This is a genomic window from Phycisphaeraceae bacterium (genome assembly GCA_019636655.1).
Taxonomy (GTDB): Bacteria; Planctomycetota; Phycisphaerae; order Phycisphaerales; family UBA1924; genus JAHBXB01.
In genome coordinates this window covers 455,100-476,372 of record JAHBXB010000002.1, presented here as the reverse complement: position 1 = coordinate 476,372, position 21,273 = coordinate 455,100, and the positions used below count along the sequence as shown (strand labels likewise).

General features: G+C 68.3%; 15 protein-coding genes. 9 read left to right on the top strand and 6 right to left on the bottom strand.

Annotated elements, in window-relative coordinates:
- Positions 1-11: 11 nt before the first annotated feature.
- The 5 genes from KF745_07440 to KF745_07420 all read left to right on the top strand — a co-directional run bounded on the left by KF745_07440 (position 12) and on the right by KF745_07420 (position 7,665).
- Complete coding sequence (locus KF745_07440; protein MBX3358245.1) at positions 12-920, top strand: hypothetical protein; 909 nt, start codon at positions 12-14, stop codon at positions 918-920.
- A 115-nt stretch (positions 921-1,035) separates the two neighbouring features.
- A complete protein-coding gene (locus KF745_07435; GenBank protein ID MBX3358244.1) occupies positions 1,036-1,707 on the top strand; it encodes a hypothetical protein in 672 nt (223 codons plus the stop codon).
- Positions 1,708-1,728: 21 nt separating this feature from the next.
- Positions 1,729-2,538 carry a 16S rRNA (guanine(966)-N(2))-methyltransferase RsmD gene (gene rsmD / locus KF745_07430; GenBank protein ID MBX3358243.1) on the top strand — a complete coding sequence of 270 codons (810 nt, stop codon included), beginning with the start codon at positions 1,729-1,731 and terminating at the stop codon, positions 2,536-2,538.
- 42 nt (positions 2,539-2,580) lie between these two features.
- Complete coding sequence (locus tag KF745_07425) at positions 2,581-5,961, top strand: ATP-dependent helicase (GenBank protein MBX3358242.1); 3,381 nt, start codon at positions 2,581-2,583, stop codon at positions 5,959-5,961.
- Between the two features lie 453 nt (positions 5,962-6,414).
- A complete protein-coding gene (locus KF745_07420; GenBank protein MBX3358241.1) occupies positions 6,415-7,665 on the top strand; it encodes an insulinase family protein in 1,251 nt (416 codons plus the stop codon).
- Between the two features lie 7 nt (positions 7,666-7,672).
- Here the strand turns inward: KF745_07420 and atpG are convergent, their stop codons facing one another.
- The gene (gene atpG / locus KF745_07415) at positions 7,673-8,551 is read right to left on the bottom strand and encodes an ATP synthase F1 subunit gamma (GenBank protein ID MBX3358240.1); all 879 of its coding nucleotides are present in this window, start codon (positions 8,549-8,551) and stop codon (positions 7,673-7,675) included.
- 191 nt (positions 8,552-8,742) lie between these two features.
- Between atpG and KF745_07410 the strand changes: the two genes are divergently transcribed.
- Positions 8,743-11,610, top strand: coding sequence for an insulinase family protein (locus KF745_07410; GenBank protein MBX3358239.1), 2,868 nt, complete (start codon positions 8,743-8,745; stop codon positions 11,608-11,610).
- A gap of 83 nt (positions 11,611-11,693) precedes the next feature.
- On the opposite strand, the gene KF745_07405 is transcribed toward KF745_07410, so the two are convergent.
- On the bottom strand, positions 11,694-12,506 hold the full coding sequence (locus KF745_07405) for an MBL fold metallo-hydrolase (GenBank protein MBX3358238.1): 813 nt from the start codon (positions 12,504-12,506) through the stop codon (positions 11,694-11,696).
- A gap of 173 nt (positions 12,507-12,679) precedes the next feature.
- On the opposite strand from KF745_07405, the gene KF745_07400 reads away from it, so the two are divergent.
- Positions 12,680-13,441 carry a hypothetical protein gene (locus tag KF745_07400; protein ID MBX3358237.1) on the top strand — a complete coding sequence of 254 codons (762 nt, stop codon included), beginning with the start codon at positions 12,680-12,682 and terminating at the stop codon, positions 13,439-13,441.
- A 13-nt stretch (positions 13,442-13,454) separates the two neighbouring features.
- On the opposite strand, the gene KF745_07395 is transcribed toward KF745_07400, so the two are convergent.
- On the bottom strand, positions 13,455-14,546 hold the full coding sequence (locus KF745_07395) for an NAD(P)-dependent glycerol-3-phosphate dehydrogenase (protein ID MBX3358236.1): 1,092 nt from the start codon (positions 14,544-14,546) through the stop codon (positions 13,455-13,457).
- Between the two features lie 211 nt (positions 14,547-14,757).
- Between KF745_07395 and KF745_07390 the strand changes: the two genes are divergently transcribed.
- The gene (locus tag KF745_07390; GenBank protein ID MBX3358235.1) at positions 14,758-16,788 is read left to right on the top strand and encodes a cation-translocating P-type ATPase; all 2,031 of its coding nucleotides are present in this window, start codon (positions 14,758-14,760) and stop codon (positions 16,786-16,788) included.
- Positions 16,789-16,950: 162 nt separating this feature from the next.
- Entirely contained in the window at positions 16,951-18,435 is a 1,485-nt protein-coding gene (locus KF745_07385; GenBank protein MBX3358234.1) for an alpha/beta fold hydrolase, read from the top strand.
- A gap of 12 nt (positions 18,436-18,447) precedes the next feature.
- On the opposite strand, the gene mgtE is transcribed toward KF745_07385, so the two are convergent.
- The 3 genes from mgtE to KF745_07370 are packed head-to-tail and all read right to left on the bottom strand — an operon-like array spanning position 18,448 to position 21,261.
- Positions 18,448-20,013: a magnesium transporter gene (gene mgtE, locus KF745_07380; GenBank protein MBX3358233.1), complete on the bottom strand. Its 1,566-nt coding sequence runs from the start codon at positions 20,011-20,013 to the stop codon at positions 18,448-18,450.
- 55 nt (positions 20,014-20,068) lie between these two features.
- Entirely contained in the window at positions 20,069-20,779 is a 711-nt protein-coding gene (locus KF745_07375; GenBank protein MBX3358232.1) for a PIG-L family deacetylase, read from the bottom strand.
- Positions 20,780-20,802: 23 nt separating this feature from the next.
- Positions 20,803-21,261 carry a hypothetical protein gene (locus KF745_07370; GenBank protein MBX3358231.1) on the bottom strand — a complete coding sequence of 153 codons (459 nt, stop codon included), beginning with the start codon at positions 21,259-21,261 and terminating at the stop codon, positions 20,803-20,805.
- Between the last annotated feature and the right edge of the window lie 12 nt (positions 21,262-21,273).

The window sequence follows — 21,273 nt, the reverse complement described above, 5'->3', positions numbered from 1 at the left end:
GGAGCCTTGTGATGAGTGTTCCCGATCGTGGCTCAGCGCGGCGACTGACTCAGGCGACGCTGCTCTCGGCGTTCGCCCTCGCCATGGCGGTCCCGGTGTCGAACGCTGAGGCTCAGTTGCCGCCGATCAAGAACAAGCGGCCGGTGCGCCGTGCGGTGATCGACCTTGAGAAGATGGCGCTCGAGAACCGGCCTGGACAGGTCGTCCCGGAGGATGTCTTCCCGCCGGTCGAGGTGGTCAAAGAGGGCGCGGCGCCAACGGCGGCGCTCGCCGCGGCGGGGACGACGGGGGGTGAGGTGACGACTTGGCCCAGCCGGTCCACCCCGGCCCAGCCACCCAGTGAGAGGCCGGCTTCGCCTTCCGATTCCACTCTGGTCGTCCCACAGGCGGGCTCGAGTTCTCCTGCCCCGTCCCAACTTGATCAGGCCCGTGGGGCCGAACCGAGCCTGGAGGAGCAGTCGATCCCTCCGGCGGCCAACGGCGAGCCGATCGGGGTCATTGTGCTCGCGGCGAAGGGTGCGGACTCGATCCGGCCGCAGGTGCAGTGGCGACCCATCGGTGGTGATGAGGCGTCGTGGCGGCCCGCGGGCACCGGAGCGAGAGCGGAGGAGCGGATCGAGGTGCGCACCGGCCTTGACGGTTCAGTGACCCTGGAGATCGACGGCCTGTTCGCCGTTCAGATTGACCGCCTCACCCGCCTGCGGATCGAGAGGCGGCGGCGGGACGACGTGAGCGAGCTGTCGATTGAGCTGATCCGTGGTCGGGCCGAGGTACGGCCGATCAAGGTCGACCAGACTGGCCTGGCTGTGGAGCCGGTTCGCATACGGACCCCTGACGCCACGCTGCTGCGCCGCAGCGCTGTAGGCGTCACCTTTGACGCCTTCAAAGGAACGCGTGAAACGCCGCTGTCCCAGCGGTAACTCGGCGCGTGGAGAGCCGATTCGGCTGGCACACTGCTGGATCTGAGGCAATGTTAACTCATCGCTGGCCCCCGGCCCGCAGGCGGGGGGTGTTCGCGCCTACCGAGCATCCGCCGTGAAAGTCCTGACACGTCATCCCGAACTGCACCTGACAGCGCTGTCGTGGCCGGCTGAGTTGGCGCGTCGGCTGGAGGAGCGGCACATCGCGGCGTGGTCGCGCTCGCGCGATGATCAGGCCCTGTTTGCCGCGTCGTTTGGCGACTACCTGCGGTCGTTCCCCGACACCGATGTCTGCGAGATCGACGGCCGGGGCGTTGCGGATCTGGGTGTGTTCTGCTCGCGGCTGCGGTCGGGAATGAGCGGGGTGGATCCGGCCGGCGACCTCCGGCCATCGATTGACGGGCCGGATGGGCTCGTGGCGTTTCTGCGGACCCGGTGGAGCGAGTGCGCCTTCCCCGCGGTCCGACGTCGGTTCTACCTCTGGCATCACGCCGACGAACTCCTGCGGGCCGATGCAGCGCTGTTCGGGACGATTGTGGACGCGATCACCGGCGTCGCGGCGGAGGCGGAGTACACCGGGGACGACCTCCTGGTTATTCACCGCGCCGTCTTCGTGGGATCGGCCGCGCTGGACATGTACGCCGAAGATCCACGGGGACAGTTCCGGGGCTGGCTCCGCGAGGGGCAAGGGCGGCCGCTGTGGCAGGTGATCACCGGGGTTCGACGCCCGCGGGTCGCGGCGTTCCATATCCCGCACATCGTGGGTGATCCGGCGAGCCGGTCCTGAGCGGGGCTAGCCTTCGCATCTATGCGAATCATCGCCGGCGAGTTCCGTTCGCGCAAACTGCAGTCTCCTCCCGAGGGTTCGACTACGCGTCCGATGCCGGATCGGGTGCGGGAATCGCTCTTCTCGCTGCTGCGGGGGCACCTTGAGGGTGCGTCCGTGCTCGATGCCTTCGCGGGGACGGGCTCGGTGGGGTTGGAGGCGGCCAGCCGCGGGGCCGCACGCGTGGTGATGATCGAGCGCGACCGGCGGGTGGCGCAGGTGCTGCAGAGCAATGTCGAGTTGCTTGGGTGCGAGGACCGATGCGAGGTCGCGGTGGCGGATGTGCTCGGGCTCTCGGCGCTGTCGAGGTGCCCGCGCCCGGTGGACCTGGTCTTCTTCGATCCTCCGTACGACCTGGTGGAGCAGGGGCGGCCCGGTGGGGGGTGGGACCGGGTGAAGGACCAGTTCGGCCGATTCGTCGAGCTGCTGGCCGAAACCGGGTTCGGCGTGCTCCGCACACCATGGCCGTTCCGCCACTTCGACAACCTGGCCGATGAGGATCAGCACATCCAGGTCGCGGAAGAGGCCCGGCGTCGGGCACGCGGCGGGCGCCGGCATGGACCGGGGCACACCGAGCACCTGTCAATGGATTCCGAGATCGAGGATCCGGTGCTGGAGGATGACTGGGATGGAGAGGATGGCGCTGCCGGCGAGCCCGACAAGGGGGCGCCCCCGGTGCACGGACCGCCCAAGCACATGGTCGATCTGAAGATCCCGGGCGCGGTCGGGCCCGAGACGCACATCTACCGCCATACCGCCCTGCACCTGTACATGCGCCGTCGCGAGGCGTGAGCGGCACGCCGCCGCGGCGGATCACGTGTACATTGTGGGCCGATGTCGCTGTTCGATACATCCGGCTCGTCGTCCGCGGCCGGCGCCTGGCAGCTCGCCGGGGCGCTGAGCGATGAACAGCGGGCCGCAGTCGAGTTCGGGTTGCGCGAGCCGGAGCGGCCGCTGATCGTCCTGGCCGGCCCCGGGACGGGCAAGACGCGGGTGATCATGTACCGGATCGCCCGGCTGGTCGAGGCGGGGTCGTACTCGGGTCCGGTCGAACCGGAGTCGATCCTCGCGGTGACGTTCACGGTCGGGGCGGCGACGCAGATGCGGGACCGGCTGGCGGGGCTGGTGGGGGGGGCCATGGCGTCGCGGGTTCGAAGCCATACGTTCCACGCATTGGGGAACACGTTGCTGCACCGGTTCGGCGACGTGCTGGGCCTGGACATGTCGCGGACAAGCCTGATCGATTCGGCGCAGCGGACGCGCATGTACGTCGCGCTCATGCTGGAGCACGATCTGTTCCGCGACCGGGCGTCGGAGGGGCGGCGGGCGCTGGTGGGGCAGGCGGAGGCGTTCATTACGGCGGCGCACAACCGCGCGTTGACGCCGAAGGACTGCCTTGCGTACGCCACGCGGTGGATCGACGCGGCGGAGCGGTCGGGGGGATCCGGCGAGGCGGCTCTGGCCGAGCGCACTCGGGCGGCGCACTTCGGGCAGCATGCGAGGTTGTTCGAGTTGGTTGAGCAGGAGTGCCTGCGGCGCCGCTTCCTGACGTTCGAGCACCTGATCGCGCTGCCGATCCGTCTGCTCAGGGATCACGCGGGCATCGCCGCGGTGATCAGGCAGGAGTTCCGGCACATCGTGGTGGACGAGTTCCAGGACATGAACCCGGCGCAGATCGAGTTGCTCCGGCTGCTGAGCCCGCCGACCGGGGCGGGCGGCCCGGCGAGGGACGTGTGCGTTGTCGGGGACGACGACCAGGCGATCTACGGGTTTCGGGGGGCATCGGACCGGGCGTTCGCGGACTTCGCGGCGCTGTACCCGGATCACGCGAGGCTCCCGCTGACGGGGAACTACCGCTCGGGACGGGCGATCCTTGACGTGGCGAACGACGTGATGTCGCGCGCCGAGTCCCGCTTCGATCCCGACAAGAGGGTCGTGCCGGCGCGGGACAGCGCGATGCGGGATGTGCCCGGTTCGGTCAGGGGGATTGTCGTTGCGGATGACGAGGAGAACGGCGCCGTGGTGGCCTCGATGATCCGCGGGGAGATGGAGGCCGATCCCGCGCGGGCGTGGCGGGACTTCGCGGTGATCGCTCGGAACAAGGTCCATCTGGACGTGATCGCGTCGGAGATGCAGGTGGCCGGGATTCCGTTCCGCGTGGTGTCGGAGGGGGATCCCGGCAACGACCCGGCGGTGAGCGACCTGCTCGCGTGGATCGAGTTGTTGGCCGTGCCCACCAGCCGCCACCAGGTGCAGCGGCTGCTGATGCGCCCGCCCTTCTCGGTGCCGGCGGATATGGTCGGGCGGTGGGCGAGCGCCTTCAAGAACAGCGCTGCATTCGCGGGCTTTGACGCGACGATGCTCGATTATCTCGCCGAGGTGGCGCCGCAGAACGAGGCGGTGGGCCGCCTCCGAGCGGTTCACGCCGAACTCGCGAAACTCGCCGCGACCGAATCCGCCGGACGGATGGTGCTGGAGATCATCAACCGCGCGGCGCTTGCCCGTCCGCCGGAGGACCGCTCGGACCGGGCGAAGCGGGAGCACTTCCGGCGCGTGAAGTTCCTGGTTGCGATGCTCGTGTTCGTGCGGAGCCGGGAAGAGCGGCTGGAGGAGCCCCGGGGCATCGCCGAGTTCTACGAGTACTGGAATGACCTGTCGGACGGGGATCGGCGGGAGTTGGCTCCGAACGCGGCGGACCTGATCGACCGCGACAGCGACGACGACGAGTCGGCGTCGGACGCTGTCAGCCTGCTCACGGCGCACAAGGCCAAAGGGCTGGAGTTTGAGGTCGTGTTCCTGCCCAGGGTGCGACCGGGCGGGTATCCGGCGAAGAACAGGGCCGCCGAGCCGCCGCTGATCCCGCTCGATCTGGTGGCGCCGTGGGAGAGAGTGATCGGGCGAGGCGAGTCCGGCGACCCATCGGCCCACGCAGACGAGGAGCGGAGGCTGTTCTTTGTCGCGTGCACCCGGGCTCATCGACAGCTCGTGCTGCTTGCCAAGTTCAAGAAGTCACCGGGGAGCACGGCGGATTACTTCATCGAACTCGGCGAGACCGCGGCCCGCCAGGAGGACGGGTCGGCGCTTGTGAACTTCACGGACTCCAAAGAGATCCTCGCCGGGGCGGGGACGACTCCCGACATGTTCGACCTCGCCGCATCGCGGCTGCCGACCGCTGTGCGCCTGGGCGCCCGGCACGTGCGTGCGATCCGAGCCCGGCTCGCGGGGCTGATCAGCGAGGCGGAGATGGACGGGGTCGACGCCGAATCGCTTGGCCGCATCGAGGGAGAGGTGCGCTCGGCCCTGGCCCGCCTGGCGGTCTCGTCGCGTCTGGCACGGCACGGCGAGGTTCCCGCCACGGCGCTTGCTGACCAGTTGGGCGCGGGGGAGTTTGCGCGGGCGCTGGCCCAGCAACTCGGCGGGGGGACGCCCGAAACGGCACCCATGTCGATGCGGCCGCCGCTCGCGCTGTCGTTTGCGAAGATCAGCGACTACGACCGGTGCCCGCGGTGCTTCTACCTGAAGCACGTGCTGCAACTGGATGACGAGGGCGGTCCGCAATCGGTGATCGGGCAGGCCGCGCACGAGGCGCTGGAGGGCTTTTACCGCCGGTTCCGCGAGGCGGACGCCGCGGGTGAACCGGCGCCGACCGTCGATCATCTCCTCGAACTGGGGCGGATGGCGTTCCGGAACCACTGGCCGGCCTCGCGCACCATCGATCCGTCGCAGGAGGATCAGGTGCTGGCGCAACTCCGGTTGACGCATGAGCGGCTGCACACGCCCGGGGTGCACATTCTGGAGATCGAGAGGCGTGTCGTGGTGATGTACGAGCGAGCCGGTCACTTGCACTCGATCGGGATGCGGATCGACCGGATCGATCAGGAGGCGGATGGCGGGCTGGTTCTCATCGATTACAAGACCGGGGCGGCGGCGAGGGCCAGGCGCGAGCCGGAGGCCGATGACCTTCAGTTGGGGCTGTACGCGATGGCCCTGCCGGTGCTCTTCCCGGACTTTGGAGGCGCCGGTCGCGCGGAGTACTGGCTTCTGCAGACGGGCGAACGGGGCTCGATCGCGATCGCGGACCTGGACCTCGACGCGGTGCGGGAGTCGGTCGACAGGGCGATCGACGGCATGCTCGCGGGCCGCTTTGAACCCAGGCGCAGTTGCGACGGCGTGTGCCGTGTATTCCCGCTGTCGACGGATGAGGCGGGCCGATAGCGTCGGGGCTGCAACTTGATGGGCTGTCGGCGGTTCCACGAGAGTGGGCGTCGCAGGGCTCGATTTCAGGAGTTCGGCGAACGTTCCGCGGTCCCACGCCGCTACGCTCCGCTGCGAATGACGCAACTCCGATTGCTGTTCCTGTCGTGTGCCATCCTGTGTCTCGCGCTCAGCGCGGGTGCGGCGCCGCCCGAGCGCGCCGGGGTGACCACGTCAACAGCCGAGCCCGGAGCATCGATTGAGATGCCGGGACCACCCGGCCGCGTGGTAGAGATGTTCGCCCATCGCCGGAGCGGTGTGCTCTCAGTGTGGCTCAGCAACGGAGTCCGGGTCCATCACCGAAAACTGACGCCCCCACCAGCTCCGGGGACAGCGAAAGAGGCCCGGTGGGGAGGAGCGGGAGCGCCCTCGCGGGTGCACACGGGGTATCGCGACGGTCCAGGATGGGTGTGCGTGAGCGTGCTGGTGCCGGGCGGGGACATCCTCGAGACCCCCGCGACGCGGGACCTCTCGCTGTGCGCGATCGCCGCGTGGGCAACTCCGGCGACGCGCGACCTGGACTCGTCGAAACTGGGAGGCATCATCGAGACCAACGGCCTGGTGGTGGAGTCGATGGCGATGACCGACTGCCTGATGCTCACGATCGAAGCCCTCGTGCCCGAGACCGAGCGGGACACCCCGGCGCTTCGGCGGGGCCAGTTGGAGGCCGCGCTGCGGCTCGCGGCGGCGCTGATTGACCGGCCGCGCATCGAGCCCGAGTCGCTCAGTCAGCAGAAGGCGCGATCCACCGACCTGGTCCGCACGCTCCGGGCCGAGCCGTACTCCGCGGTCTCGGACCGGCTGACCGGGTTGTTCATGCCGCCGGGTGATGGGCGGTTCCGGCTCCCTGCCGAGAACAGTCCGTGTTCCTCGTACACGCTTAATCAGGCCCAGATGTTCCTCGATTCGATCCTCAAGCCTCGAGCGGACGAAGCGGCTCCGGTGGAGATGGCCATCGTCGGCGATGTGGAGCTGGAGGATGTCCTGCGGGTCGCCGCGGGGACCGTCGGTTCGCTGGCCGATCGGCCGAGGATCGGCGCCGAGACGTACGCCTCGCTGCGGCTGATCCCGCGGCCAGCGGCGGCGCTGACGGCGACAGATCCTGATGATGGGACCGGGGGGGCCTGCCGCGTTGTTGGCGGGTTCCTGGGGCCGGACCGGCCGAACCTGCGGGAGCAGCGGGCATTTGTGGTGGCGTCGGCCATCCTTCGGTCGCGGCTCGAAGGCAAGCTCGAGGCGGTGGGGGCTCAGGACGGGATCCTGACCTGGAACATCCCCGGTGGCCTCCGTGCCCCTGGGATCGGGATGATGGTGATCAGCACGCGTTGCGAGCCGGGCCGGGCGCCGGGAGTCATCAGGGTGATCGACGACGCGATCGCGGCCCTCGCGGCGGAGGCCCCGACCCAAGAGGAACTCGACGCGGCGCGGGCCCTGATCCTGCCGCGCGTGGGCGCGACGGTTTCGTCGCCGTCGTACTGGGCACAGGTGCTGGCGTCGTCGACCTATGCGGGCTACGAGCCGGATGACCTGGCGCAGGCCGAGTCGATGATCGCGGGGTTTACGCCCCGGGATATCCACGAGGTGGTGCGCCGGTACGTCTCGGTGGACGCGAACCGCATCCGGGCGGTGTTCGCCGCGGAGCCGGCGCCGTCCAAGGCGAGGTGACCGCGGGCTATTCGAGAGCCGCGGCGCCCGAGATGATCTCGGTGAGCTCGGTGGTGATCTGAGCCTGGCGGGCGCGGTTGTAGGCGCGCGTGAGCCGCTTGCCCATCTTGCCGGCGTTGTCGGTGGCCGCCTTCATCGCGACCATGCGGGCGACGTGCTCGCTCACGATGGCATCGTTGAACGCCTGGAAGAGCGTGGCCTTGACCGCGGCGGGAATCAGGTCGCTCAGGAGTTCATCGGCGGGGGGGCTGAACTCGTAGTCGAGACCGACGCTCTTGGGGGCATCTCCCTTGTGCGCCGGCGGTCGCAGCGGCAGGAGCTGGATGACCTCGGGGCGCTGGCGTCCGGCGCTGATGTACCGCATGTAGACCACGCGGACGGCGGAGACTTCTCCCGCGAGGAAGCGGTCCATGAACGCCTGGGCGAGTCGCTCGACGACCTCGAAGGTGGGCTTGTCGCCGATGGTGTGTGTCGTGGCGACCGGGATGCTGTTGAACCGCAGGAAGTTGACGCCCTTCTTGCCGACGAGCTCGATGACACCCGACTTGGCCTTGGGGGTCTCGCGGAGATGGGCCATCGCGGTGCGCAGGATGGAGCCGTTGTACGGCCCGCACAGCCCGCGATCGGAGGTAATGATCAGCGTCAGCTCAGGCTTCCCCTCGCTCTGCGAACCCAGGCCGGTCAGGAGCGGGTGGGAGATGTTGCCGGCGGTCGCGGCAAGTTCGCGGACCAGATCGAAGACGCCCTCGGTGTAGGGCTTGGTCGCCACGGCCCGCTGCTGGGCCCTGGCGAACTTGCTCGTGGCGATCATCTGCATCGTCTTGGTGATGCGACGGATGTTGCCGACCGCCTTGATGCGCTTCTTGATCTCGCGTGTCTTGCCCATGGGGCGGGAGTGTAGGGAGGGGTCGGGCGGGGCGGCAAAGCCGTTGACGGTCGGGATTGAGCCGTCCGCGGCATCCGTGGGAGCACGCTCCGACGGCCTAAACTGCGCGAACCCGGCCCGGTATACCAGTGTCCGGGATTTCGGGGGGATTCCAAAGGCGAGGTGGGGGGGGGACCCGTACGGAGCCCTGTATGACGCGTTTGCAGGCCGCATCGGCCACGATCTTGGCGTGTCTTGTGAGTCTGGCCTTGGCGGCGACCGCCGCGGGGCAACCCCTGCCAACCGATCCGCGTCTGGTGACGGGAACGCTGGACAACGGCCTGAGCTACATCGTGATCAAGCACGACAACCCGCCGGGCCGGGCGTCGGTCTGGCTGCACGTGGATTCGGGGTCGCTGAACGAGACGGATATCCAGCGCGGTATCGCCCACTACCTGGAGCACATGGCCTTCAACGGCTCGAAGAACTTTCCGCCGGGGAGCGTCGTGCCGTTCTTCGAGAGCCTTGGCTTGACGTTCGGCCGCCACCAGAACGCGTTCACCTCGTTTGACCAGACGACCTATCAGCTCGCGCTCCCCGATGCGCAGCCCGAGCACATCGCCAAGGCGCTGCTGTTCATGTCCGATGTCGCGATGCGGCTGGACCTCGTGCCGGAGGAGATCGAGAAGGAGCGTCAGGTGATCCTGGAGGAGAAGCGGGCACGCTCCAGCGCCGGCCAGCGCATCCAGGAGTACATGCTCAGCAACATCGCCCCGGGCTCGATCGTCGGGGACCGGCTCCCGATCGGCACCGAGAAGACCATCCTCGGGGTGCAGCGGCAGGACTTTGTCGACTACTACACGAAGTTCTACACGCCGTCGAACATGACGGTGATGGTGGTCGCGGACGCGGATCCGGCGGTGGTCGTCGCGCAGATCAAATCGGCGTTCGCCGATGGTCCCAAGGCCCCGCGGCCCGCGGACCAGGACCCGAAGGTCTCGCCGACGAGCGGTTTCCACGCGATCATCGCCACGGACCCGGACCTGACCGACGCGAGTGTGTCGATCATGCGCCTGGAGCCGGTTCTTCCGCCGACCACGACGGTTGAGCTGGCGCGCCGGGAGATGGTCGAGCGGCTGGGGGTGACGGCGTTCAACCGCCGCATCGATGCGAAGATCAGCAAGGGCGGCATGGCGTTCCTGGACGCCTCCGTCGGGCTGGATTCGCTCTTCCGCACGGCGACGTACGTGAACGCCAGCGCGGACGGCAAGCCGGAGAACTGGAAAGCGATGCTCGAGGAGCTGGGCGCCGAGCTGCAGCGGGCCCGCCTCCACGGGTTCACAGCGCGCGAGATCGACGATGTCAAGGTCCAGATCAGGTCGTCCACCGAGCAGTTCGTGAAGCGGGAGCCGACGCTTGATGCGAGGGTGATCCTGAACATGCTCAACCGCTCGATCGCCGACGGCGAGCCCGTGATGTCCGCCCAGCAGACCCTCGACCTGGTCAACCAGTTGCTCCCCACGATCACCGCTGAGGAGGTCTCGAAGAAGTTCGCGGCGGACTTCGACATGACCTCGGCGATGTTCATGCTCAACCTGCCTTCCTCCGCGGAGACGCCCACGAAGGAGGCGCTCGTCGCTCTTGGCAAGGCGGCGATCAGCGCCACCCCCGAGAAGGAGGCCGAGTCCGAGCGGGCCGCCGCGCTCATGACGACCAAGCCCACACCCGGCCAGATCACCGAGCAGGGCGTGCACGAGGCGTCCGGCGTGTGGTCCGGCTGGCTCTCCAACGGGGTGCGGGCGCACCAGAAGTCGATGGACTTCAAGAAGGACGAGGTCACGGTCACCTTCACCCTCGCGGCGGGCGCGATCCAGGAGACGGCTAAGGATCGCGGCATCGCCGAGGCGGCGGGGCTCGCGTGGTCGCGGCCGGCAACAGGCACGCTCTCCTCGACCGACATCCGCGACCTGATGACGGGCAAGAAGGTGCGTGTCCGCGGCGGGGGCGGCGGCAGCCCCGACACGATGACGCTGTCGGTCTCGGGCTCGCCGTCGGATCTCGAGACGGGCATGCAACTCGCCTACCTGCTGCTGACCGACCCAGTGATCGAGGCCGCGGCGTTTGACCAGTGGCGGACCGCAGAGTTGCAGGCGATCGAGGCCCGGAAGAAGGACCCGCAGGGGGCGTTCCGGACGCTGATGATCGAATCCATCTATCCGGCGAGCGAGACGAGGTTCCTGCCCCAGACCGAGGCGCAGGTCAATGCGATGACGCGAGAGGCTGCGCAGGCGTGGCTGAAGAAGACGATCGCGACCGCGCCGATCGAGGTGTCCATCGTCGGAGACATGCCCCAGGACCAGGCGATGGAGCTTCTTAGGGCCTACGTCGCGGCGCTCCCGGCGCGTGCCCGGATCTCCGGTTCGACGCTCGATGAACTCCGCAAGGTCTCCCGCCCGGCGGGCCCTGTCGTCAAGGCGAGTACGGTCGACACGAAGACGCCAGCCGCCGTCGTGCTCGGGGGCTTCTTCGGCCCCGACGCCGACAACATCCCGGATGCAAGGGCGATGGACATGGCCGCGAAGATCCTGTCGACGCGGATGATCAAGCAAATCCGCGAGGAGCAGGCGCTGGTCTACAGCATCGGTGCCCAGTCGCAGCCGGCGCGGGTTGTTCCCGGTCTGGGCCTGTTCTTCGCGTTTGCCCCGACCAAGCCGGAGAAGGTTCCGGCGCTCGAGGCGGCGCTCAAGGAGGTCTTCGACGAGTTCGCCAAGACCGGGCCGACCGAGGAGGAGATGGTGGTGGCCAAGAAGCAGTTCGCCAACACCTTCGATGAGAGCATGAAGCAGCCACAGTTCTGGCTCGGCGAGACCGCCGCGATGGACTACCGCTCGGCGAACCTGAACGACGTTGTCAGCGCTCCCGAGGCGTTCCAGGCCATGACCGCGGACCAGGTGCACCAGGTCTTCAGCAAGTACTACAAGCCCGAGGCGCAGCTCATGATCTCGCTCTCGCCTTCCTCTGCCGCGGCGGATTCGGAAGCCGCTTCCACCCCCGAGCCGGTGCACGGCAAGGCCGAGTGATCAAGGCCGCGTGATCGCGGCGCGATTGCGGCCGGAACCCGGACCCTTACGCCCCCGCCTTGCCGGCGGGGGTTTTCACTTGGTCATTCGATGATCTGGCCGTCGTACGCCAGCGCGAGGCCGGCGGGCAACTCGGCGTTGGTCGCCGCGTGGGCCAGGTCGTGGGAGATGTGCGTGAAGTAGGTCCGCCCCGCGCCGATGCGCTGCGCGGCGGCCACCGCCTCCTGCACCGAGAAGTGCGTCGAGTGACGCCGGTGGCGGAGCGCGTTGAGCACGAGGGTGCGAAGCCCCGTCAGCCGCGGCCAGGTCTCATCGGGGATCGCCGAGACATCCGTGCAATACGCCAGCGGGAATGCGCCGCTGTCCGGGGCTCCCTCCTGTTCGATCCGGAAACCCACGATCGGCAACTGGCCGTGCATCAGCCGCAGCGGCTCGAATCGCACGCCGAAGAGCGACAGGGCCCGGCCGACCTCGAGTGTCCTTGGCGTCAGCGTCGCGACGAATGTGTCCTGGATGTTCTCCCTGGGCTCGAAGATGTGCCGGTAGACGCGCCGCAGATGCTCCAGGGTGTGGGGTTCGGCGTAGATGTCGATGGCGCTCTTTTGAACGACATTGAACCGGCGCAGCTCGTCGACCCCGAACGTGTGGTCGACGTGATTGTGCGTGAACACCACCGCGTCGCACCGTTGCAGCCCGGCCCGCAGGGCCTGAAGCCGCAGATCCGGCGTCGCGTCGATCAGGATCGTGCGGTCCTGCCCGGTGGCATCCGTGAAGCAGATCGCGGCTCCCGCGCGCAGGCGGTTGTCGCGCGGGTCTGTGCTCGTGCACACCGCGCACGAGCACGCGATGGCGGGTACGCCAGACGAAGTTCCGGTCCCGAGGAAGACAAGCCGCACGGGTTGCAGGCTAGGCGCTCGGCGCGGCGGCGAACTCGTGAGGGCCGCAGGCGTGCCGCGGACACAGTTCGGTCGGCTGCTTGTGCCGACGGGCGGTGCAAGTACACTGCCCGCTTCAAGCCGACCGATCGGTCGGCGGCATCGCCCCGGGAGACCGGGCAAGGAGTAGAGAGATGAGAACGCCTCCCCGATTCATGCTCGTGCATGCGCTGTGCGCTCCGCTCGCAGCCACGTCGGCAAGTTCCGCCGATATCGCCTACTTCACGGAGGCGGGTCCGTTCCACGACCAGATGCTGGCCAGCAGCAAGATCCTCAAGGGGATCGAGGACTTTGAGTACGGCATTGTCCAGCAGCAGGGCAAGATGCCCTTCCCCGACTACCTGACCGGCGGACAGCCCAACGGGCCGGTATTCCCGGAGGGTCTGATGTCGGCGAACCTCACGATCCAGACCAACCGGCTCCCGGGCCCCCTGGCCCCGGTCGATGTTCCATCGAACAACCCCCAGGCCCTCTTTGCCCTCGGCCCAGGCGCGTTTGGCTCCAACAGCATCAAGGTCGGCGAGGACCTGGGAATACTCTCCGGCGTGCACTGCAGCATCGACCTGATCTTCGGATCGGGCGACAAGACCGGAATCGGCTTCGAACTCTCCCGCTTCGCCGGGTTCGGCGATGCGGGATGGACTGTCGGCATCTTCGATGTCAGCGACGTCCTCATCGGGCAGTACACGTTCGCCGGCCCGGTGTCGACCAACCCGGCGAAGGTCTTCTTCGGCGTGTGGTCGACCGTGCCCATCGGCCGCATCAACATCTTCGATCCGGATCCAATCTCGCCGGACGCGGTCGACGACATCCAGATGTGGACGACCGTTCCTTCCCCGGCTCCGGTTGCATTGCTCGGACTTGCCGGGATTGCGACGCTGCGTCGTCGGCGTTGACAGGCTCGCCTCCTCACCCGACCCGTTCGGCCTTCAGCTCCCGGCTCATCAGCCGCCCGATCCCATCGATGGGGTCCATTCCCTTGTAGAGCACGGCGTACACCGCCGAGGCGATCGGCATCTCCACGTCGAACTTCCTGGCCAGCCCCATGACACTCTTGGCCGTGGCGACGCCCTCGACAACCCACTTTACCCGCTTGAGGTAGTCGTCGAGCTTCTCGCCGCGCCCGAGGGCCTCTCCGCAGGAGCGGTTGCGCCCCTCGGGTGAGAAGCAGGTCGTCGCGAGGTCGCCCGCGCCGGCAAGGCCGAAGAACGTCTCGCGGCTGGCCCCCATCGCGACCCCCAGCCGCGTGATCTCCGCCAGCCCCCGCGCGAGGAGCGCGCTCTTGGCGTTGTACCCCGCCTGGAGCCCGTCCAGCCCGCCCGCGGCGATCGCGATCACGTTCTTCACCGCGCCCGCCAGCTCCACCCCTAGCACGTCCTCGCTGGTGTAGACGCGCAGGTAACTGGTGGAGAACAGGCCCTGCACCCGTTCCGCGAGTGCGGCGTCGTCGCTCGCGGCGATCATCGTTGCCGGCAGGCATCGGGCCAGTTCGCCCGCGATGGTCGGCCCGCTCAGCACGCCCACCGGCCTGGAGCCCGGGGCCTCTCCCAAGGCGTCAAGCATGATCCTGGTCGGCGTCAGCAGGGTCTCGTTCTCAATCCCCTTGGCCACTGACAGCAGCGCCACGCCCGCGGGAACGTGCTTTCGGATCCGTTCGAAGACGCTCCGGATGAACTGCACCGGGATCGCGACGACGATCAGATCTGCCCCCCGGAGCGCGGCGCGCTCAGAGTCGGTCACGCGGATCGATTCGGGAAGGCTGAACCCCGGGAGCCTGTCGCTGCGGCGGGTCTGCGTTAGCTCGCCGGCTTCGTCGACGCTGTGCCCCCACATGACGACTTCCGGCCCAGGACCGGCGCCCCCCGATCGCCCCCCCAGGATCCCGGCGCAGACCAGGCCCATCTGTCCCAGCCCGAGAATGGCGACCCGCGGCCGTGCCCCCGCGCCCTCGCCGGTGCCCGCTCCTCCTCCCGGCCGACCCGTTGAACCCTGCTTCGCCATTGGGAGCCTCCGCCGGCGAACCCGTCGCCGCCCCAGAGCGTACCGAACCCGACAGTGCCCGGCGGAGACGTCCCCGGGGCTACCATACCGACGCCTCCGGGACTCCCGGACGCATACCTTCCACCGCGGCGGGCTCCAGCCGGCGTTCTGCCGGAGTCGGGGCTCGGGGTTGGGCCCGATCGGCCGCGGCAAGGGGGTGGAGTTTGAACGCATGACCACCGCCCCGGCGCACTCTCACGACCACTCGCACCAGCATGGCGGCACGCCGTCGGACCCGGCCGGGACCGCGTGCTGTTCGCACCACAACGTGCAACTGGAGCGGTACACACGCTGGTACCTGGTCGGCGGGACGATGGTGCTGGCGACCATCGTGGCCAGAACACTCTTCCCCAACTCGATTGCCGAGGTGATTGCTCAGGTCCCGGCCTTCCTTGGGGCCTTGCTCCTCGGCTACCCGCTGTTCAAGGCGGCCGTGCAGGAGTTGTGGAAGGGCAGCGCCTCGACGTCGTCGCTGGCTTCGCTGGCCATCATCGCGGCGATCGCGATCGGTGACTACGTCACCGCGGGTCTCCTGGCGTTCATCCTGCTCGTGGCGGACCAGTTTGTCCGCCAGCGCGCGTGGGGCGCGCAGCGGGCGATCGAGGACTTGATCGGCCTGACCCCCGACACCGCCCGCATCGTTCGGGATGGGTCCGAGGTGGAGGTCAAACTCGATCAGGTCCGAGTGGGCGACACCGTCCGCGTCCGTCCGGGCGAGAACCTGCCGGTCGACGGCGTGGTTGTCTCCGGCACGTCGGCGATCAACCAGGCCTCGCTCACGGGCGAGGCCGTCCCGCACGAGGTGCAGAGCGGGGCGCCGGTCTACGCTGGCACGACCAACCTTTCCGGGGTCATTGACCTGCGGGCCACGCTGGTCGGCGAAGACACGACCATCGGCAAGGTCACCCAACTCATCCGGGAGGCCGAGCAGTCCAAGACGCCCCGCCAGCTCATCATCGAGCAAGTTTCGAAGTTCTTCGTTCCCGTCACCATCTCGGTCGCGTTTGTCGTCTGGTTCCTGACCAAGGACGTCGAGCGGGCCATCTCGGTGCTGATCGTCGCGTGCCCGTCGGCGTTGCTGCTCTCCTCGCCGATGGCGATGGTGGCCTCGTTCGCCGCGGCCGCCCGCCTGGGGATCCTGATCAAGCGGACGCACTACCTTGAAGCCTCCGCGGGCGTGGACACGGTCGTGCTCGACAAGACCGGCACGATCACCACCGGCGTCTTTGCGGTCTCCCGCCTGGTCCCGGCCGACGGTGTCGAGGGCGCTGAACTGCTGCAGGCCGCGGCCGACGGCGAGCAGCACTCGAACCACCCGCTGGCGACGTCCATTATGTCGACGGCGCTGGCCGCCCGGATCAAGCCGGATCAGTCCAGCGATTTTGAGGAGGTGCACGGCCGGGGCATCCGTGCCCGCACCTCGATGGGCGAGCTCTGTGTCGGTCGAGCGTCGTGGCTCGTCGAGTTGTTCCCTCAGATCGCGGGCCAGGTCGGCGCTGTCGAGAGCCGCATCGAGGGGATGACCGGTGTGCACGTCGTGCGCAACGAGCGCTATCTCGGCGTGGTCGGGCTCGAGGACAAGATGCGGACCAACGCCCGCGGCGTGATCGACCGCCTCCGCGAGATCGGCGTCCGTCGCCTCGTGCTGCTCACCGGCGACCGCATCTCGGTCGCCGAGCGGGTAGGCCGGGCCGTCGGCGCCGACGTGATCGAGGCCGAGTGCCACCCTGAGGAGAAGCACGCCCTCGTCCAGTCGCTCGGCCGCACGGGCCGGCGGGTGATGATGGTGGGCGACGGCATCAACGATGGGCCCTCCCTCGCCGAGGCCGATGTCGGTGTTGCGATGGGCGGCCAGGGTGGATCGGATATCGCGGCGAACTCCGCTGGCGTGGTGCTGATCAACGACGACCTGGCCCGCATCCCCTTCCTCATCGAACTGGCCCGGCGGACGCGGGCGATCATCGTCCAGAACATCGTCGCGTCGATCCTGATCGCGGTGATCGGCCTCACGATCGCGGCGACCGGCTACCTCGGAGTCCTCCTCGCGGCGCTCTACCACGGCCTGGGCGATGTGTTCGTGATCGGCAACTCATTCCGCCTGTTCCGTTTCGGCGAGGCGTTTTCGGAGGGCGATGTGGCGGTGCCCGAACCGGCTCCTGCCGCCGCTCCTCCCAAGCGGCTGCGGCCAATCGCGGCGACTTGAGTCGTTTTTCGCCATGAACTACAGCGCGGCGCGAGCGGCGGAAGCCGAACGGGCCGCGTTTTCTTTGGTACGCTCGGTGGCGAGGCGCCCTGCAACACGGGCGGCGACTTGGCCAACAATCCGCGTGTGGACTCGTACTCTCCCTCCCGGAGGCTTGTGATCATGACACTCCGACTGCCCCTCGCATCGGCCATGGCGGTGTATCTTGCCCTCGCATCGTGGCTGCCGGCACAGCCTGAATCGCCGGCAACGCCATACGCAGAGCCCTCCGCCCCGGCGGCGCCGAGTGCCGAGAAGGAACGATGGACCGGCTCGATCGCCCTTCCCGGCGGGGCTTCGCTCGATTTCACGATTGTCGTCACCAGGGCCGAAACGCCATCGGCGACCATGTCGATCCCGATGCAGGGGCTCAAGGATGCGGGCCTCCGCGACGTGTCGTTGAGCGGCTCGACCATGAAGTTCACGCTTGGCCTGGCGAGCATGCCGCGTCCATCGTGGGCCCACTTCGACGTCGAGCGAGCCGCCGATGGGGGCTCGGCACACGGAACAATGAAGCAGGCCGGTGGCGAGTTCAACGTCACGATGCGGCGGCTCGGCGCGGACGAGTCGGCCGAGCCGGTCCGCCCCCAGGACCCCAAGCCGCCATTCCCCTACACCTCGCGGGACGTGACGTACACCAACCCGGCGGACGGCGCCACGCTCGCGGGCACGCTCACGATCCCAGCGGGCGACGGGCCGCACCCCTGCGTGGTCTTCATCACCGGGTCTGGCCCGCAGGACCGAGATGAGGCGATCATGGGCCACCGCCCGTTCCTGGTGATCGCCGACCATCTCGCGCGGCACGGCATCGCCTCCCTCCGATCCGATGACCGCGGAGTCGGCGGCTCGTCCGCGCCAAACCCCTTCGATGCAACCACGGTCACGTTCGCGGGAGACGTACGCGTCGCCCTGGAGTTCCTCAAGAACCAGCCGGAGATCGATCCGCGGCGGCTCGGGTTGATCGGGCACTCCGAGGGGGGACTGATCGCCCCGATGGTGGCGTCGGAATCGAAGGATGTTTCATACATCGTGCTGCTCGCGGGCACCGGCGTGCCGGGGGGCGAGGTTCTGCGCGAGCAGCTCGCCGCGATCAACCGGGCCGCCGGTGTCAATGAGGAGAACATCGCTCGCCAGCGGGCGGCGCAGGCGAAGGTGCTGGACCTGGTCGTCTCTCGCGCCGGCGACGACGAGATCCGTCCGTTCATGGAGGAACTTGTCGTTGCACAGGGCGGCGACGCCGCCGATCCGGCCTTCGACACCATCGTCAGCCGCCATATCGCGGCGATGCGTTCGCCGTGGATGGAGATGTTCATCGCGCTGGACCCCAGGGATTTCCTCCGCCGGACCTCCTGTCCGGTGCTGGCGCTCAACGGGTCGCTCGATCTCCAGGTGATGCCCGCGCAGAACCTGCCGGAGATCCGCAAGGCCCTCGCCGACGGCGGCAACACGGACGTCACGATTGTGGAACTCCCCGGCCTTAACCACATGCTCCAGACCGCCAAGACCGGCGGCATCGACGAGTATTCGCGGATCGAGGAGACCGTCAGCCCCGAGGCGCTGGACCGGATGACGCAGTGGTTGCGGCTCAAGGCGGGGCTGGATCACTGATCGGCGCGGGCTCTACCGGTTGCTTGTTGTTCCCGCGGGCCGGGCATCAACCGGCTCGAGCTGAACCACCGGGTAGCGGGTCGTGCTGTCCGCCTCGGTCGCCACCTCCACAGGCCGTCCCTTGTGATCGTTGAAGATCACGTACGGCTGGGTGCCGACCTCGAACCGGTACGCCGGCATGCTCCCGTGCGACGCGAGCAGCGTCGATCGCAGGAGCAGCAGCGCGCAGGAGAAATAGATGATGATGCCCGTGACGTCGACCAGCGTGGCGACGAACGGCGCGGAGATCGCCGCGGGGTCCATCTTGAGCCTGCGGAAGAGGAACGGCAGCATGCTGCCGATGATCGACCCCCACATCACGATCCCCACGAGCGTGGTCGCCACGGTGATACCGACCAGGACGAAGTGGCGCGAGTAGTCCGCGAATCCCAGCTCGTGCCACGCCAGGATCCGAACCAGCCCGATCAGCCCGAGGAAGAGGCCAAGCATCATGCCGCAGGCCACTTCCCTGCGGAACACCGCGAACCAGTCGCCGAGCTGGATCTCGCCCAGCGCGAGGGAGCGGATGATGAGTGTCGACGCCTGCGACCCGCTGTTCCCGCCGCTGGACACGATCAGCGGTATGAACAGCCCGAGCACCACGGCACGGTCCAGCTCCCCCTCGAAGGTGGTCATCGCCGAGGCCGTCAGCATCTCGCCTAGGAACAACACGGCGAGCCACTTGCCCCGCTTCATGAACAGCCGCCACAGCGGGATCGTGTTGTACGGCTCGTCGAGCGCCTCCGTGCCGCCCATCTTCTGGATGTCCTCGGTGGCTTCCTCTTGGGCCACGTCGGCGACGTCGTCGTGCGTCACGATCCCCAGCAGCACGCCGCGGGAATCCACCACCGGGAGGGCCACGCGGTCGTACCGCAGCAACTGCGTGACCGCCTCCTCCTGGGGATCGTCAGCCCGGAGCGCGACGTACGTGCGGTTCATCAGGCTCTCGACCGGCCGGTCCGGCTCGGTCATGAAGATCTGCCGCAGCCGGATGTCGTCGATCAGCCGGCCCATGTCGTCAACGACGTAGACGACGTTGATCGTCTCGGCGTCGCGTCCGTACCGGCGGATGTGCTCGATCGCCTGCGCCACCGTCCACTCCGGCCGGACGGTCACGTAGTCGGGCGTCATCAGGCGGCCGACGCTCTTGGCGGGGTAGCCGAGGATCGCCTGCACCTCCCGCCGTTCCTCGGGCTTGAGCGATGCGATGAGCCGCTGGGCGACCTCGGTGGGCAGCTCCTCGAGCAGTTTCGCGGCGTCGTCAGGGTCCATGCCCTCGACGACCCGCGAGGCGCTGGCCCCGAGTTCGTTGATCAGAAGTTCCTGGTGCTCGCCGTCGAGGTACGCGAACACCTCACCTGCATCGTCCCGCGCCAGGAAGCGGAACATCACGGCGGCCTCGGCCGGCTCCAGCCCCGCCACGATGTCCGCGATGTCGGCCGGCGGGATCCCCTTGAGCGAGAGGCGCAGTTCACTGAACGCCCCCTCGGCGATCAGTTCCTTCACCTCCGGCAGGATGAGTTCGGCCGTCAGCGTCAACCGGGGGCCCTCCGCGCGTGGCCAGAGTTTACCCGGCCCGCACTGGAGCGCTCGCTCACATCACCACCGAATCCAGACCCGTGAGCCCGAGCGGCTCCTTGCTGTAGAACGGCTCCCCCGACGCGGCCCCGATTCGGGAGCCGAAGTACTTCCCCGCGGCGCCGACCCACTCCACCACCGCCCGGTTCTTCTCGTTCACCACGAACTGGGACCGGTAGGCGAGCACCGCCGCGTGCTTGCAGTCCTCGAACCCCGTCGTATCCATGATGAACGTCGGGGCCGCCGCGATCCGCAGGTGCGTCGCGAAGTAGTAGATCAGCCACTTCGGGTACAGCGGCGGCCGCCCCTCGTCCCCCGGCATCGGCAGCCCCGTCAGTTTCGCATCGAACCTCGCGTCCTCCACGATCCGCGTCACCGCGACGTGGTCCGGGTGCGCATCCTCGAAGTACGGAACGAACAGCACCTGCGCCTGCACGGCCCGGATCACCCCCGCCACCTTGTGCCTTGCCTCGATCGAGTGCTCGACAAACCGGTTGCGCAGTCCCAGCTGCCGCCGCACGACCGGGTTCCCCGGGCTCGACAGCGCCCTCGCCGCCTCAGCCGCTTCCAGAGCCCGGGTCTGCGGGTTGCCGTGCGGGGTCGGCTCGCCGTCGGTCATGTCCAGCAGGCACACGCTGTGACCCTGCGACGCGAGGCGGGCAATCGTCCCGCCCATGCCAAGTTCCTGGTCGTCCGGGTGCGGGCCGACCACGAGGATGCTCGCCATCTCACGCTCCCAGGTGGCCGCCTCTATTCCTGACCTCCCACCACCACGAGCCCCAGCACCTGATCCTCCGTCTGGATCTGGGCCAGCACCAGTCGCTCGGGTTGCTTCGCGGCAAAGAACCCTCCGCCGCGGAACGCATCGCCGTACTGGTCGCGGAACTCGTCGAGGCTGAGGACCATCGTTTCGCCAACCCCAAGGCCCTCGAACTGGATGCTGTACCACGCGTTGACCCACATCCGCCCGGCGGGGATCGGTTCGGCGGTGGTGTTGGTCATCGTGATCTTGGCCTCATCGCGGAACACCTGTACGTTCAGCATGCGGTCCTGCTTGACGACCATCGTCGCCGGCGGTCCGGCCTTCGATGGGTCCCGGGGGGTTGAGCACCCGCCGCCGCATGCCGCGCCGATCACGAGAACCAGCACCAGACGGGCCGTAGACCCGGGTGCAACGAACGACGCGGACAACGGTCTGGAGTGTTTCATGCGATCCCTATA

Coding starts and splice junctions, on each gene's coding strand:
- atpG (MBX3358240.1), bottom strand. CDS start 8,551: ATGGGCAAGACACGCGAGATCAAGAAGCGCATCAAGGCGGTCGGCAAC.
- KF745_07425 (MBX3358242.1), top strand. CDS start 2,581: ATGTCGCTGTTCGATACATCCGGCTCGTCGTCCGCGGCCGGCGCCTGG.
- KF745_07375 (MBX3358232.1), bottom strand. CDS start 20,779: ATGGCGAGCATCCTCGTGGTCGGCCCGCACCCGGACGACCAGGAACTT.
- KF745_07410 (MBX3358239.1), top strand. CDS start 8,743: ATGACGCGTTTGCAGGCCGCATCGGCCACGATCTTGGCGTGTCTTGTG.
- KF745_07385 (MBX3358234.1), top strand. CDS start 16,951: ATGACACTCCGACTGCCCCTCGCATCGGCCATGGCGGTGTATCTTGCC.
- KF745_07440 (MBX3358245.1), top strand. CDS start 12: ATGAGTGTTCCCGATCGTGGCTCAGCGCGGCGACTGACTCAGGCGACG.
- KF745_07370 (MBX3358231.1), bottom strand. CDS start 21,261: ATGAAACACTCCAGACCGTTGTCCGCGTCGTTCGTTGCACCCGGGTCT.
- KF745_07390 (MBX3358235.1), top strand. CDS start 14,758: ATGACCACCGCCCCGGCGCACTCTCACGACCACTCGCACCAGCATGGC.
- rsmD (MBX3358243.1), top strand. CDS start 1,729: ATGCGAATCATCGCCGGCGAGTTCCGTTCGCGCAAACTGCAGTCTCCT.
- KF745_07400 (MBX3358237.1), top strand. CDS start 12,680: ATGAGAACGCCTCCCCGATTCATGCTCGTGCATGCGCTGTGCGCTCCG.
- KF745_07395 (MBX3358236.1), bottom strand. CDS start 14,546: ATGGCGAAGCAGGGTTCAACGGGTCGGCCGGGAGGAGGAGCGGGCACC.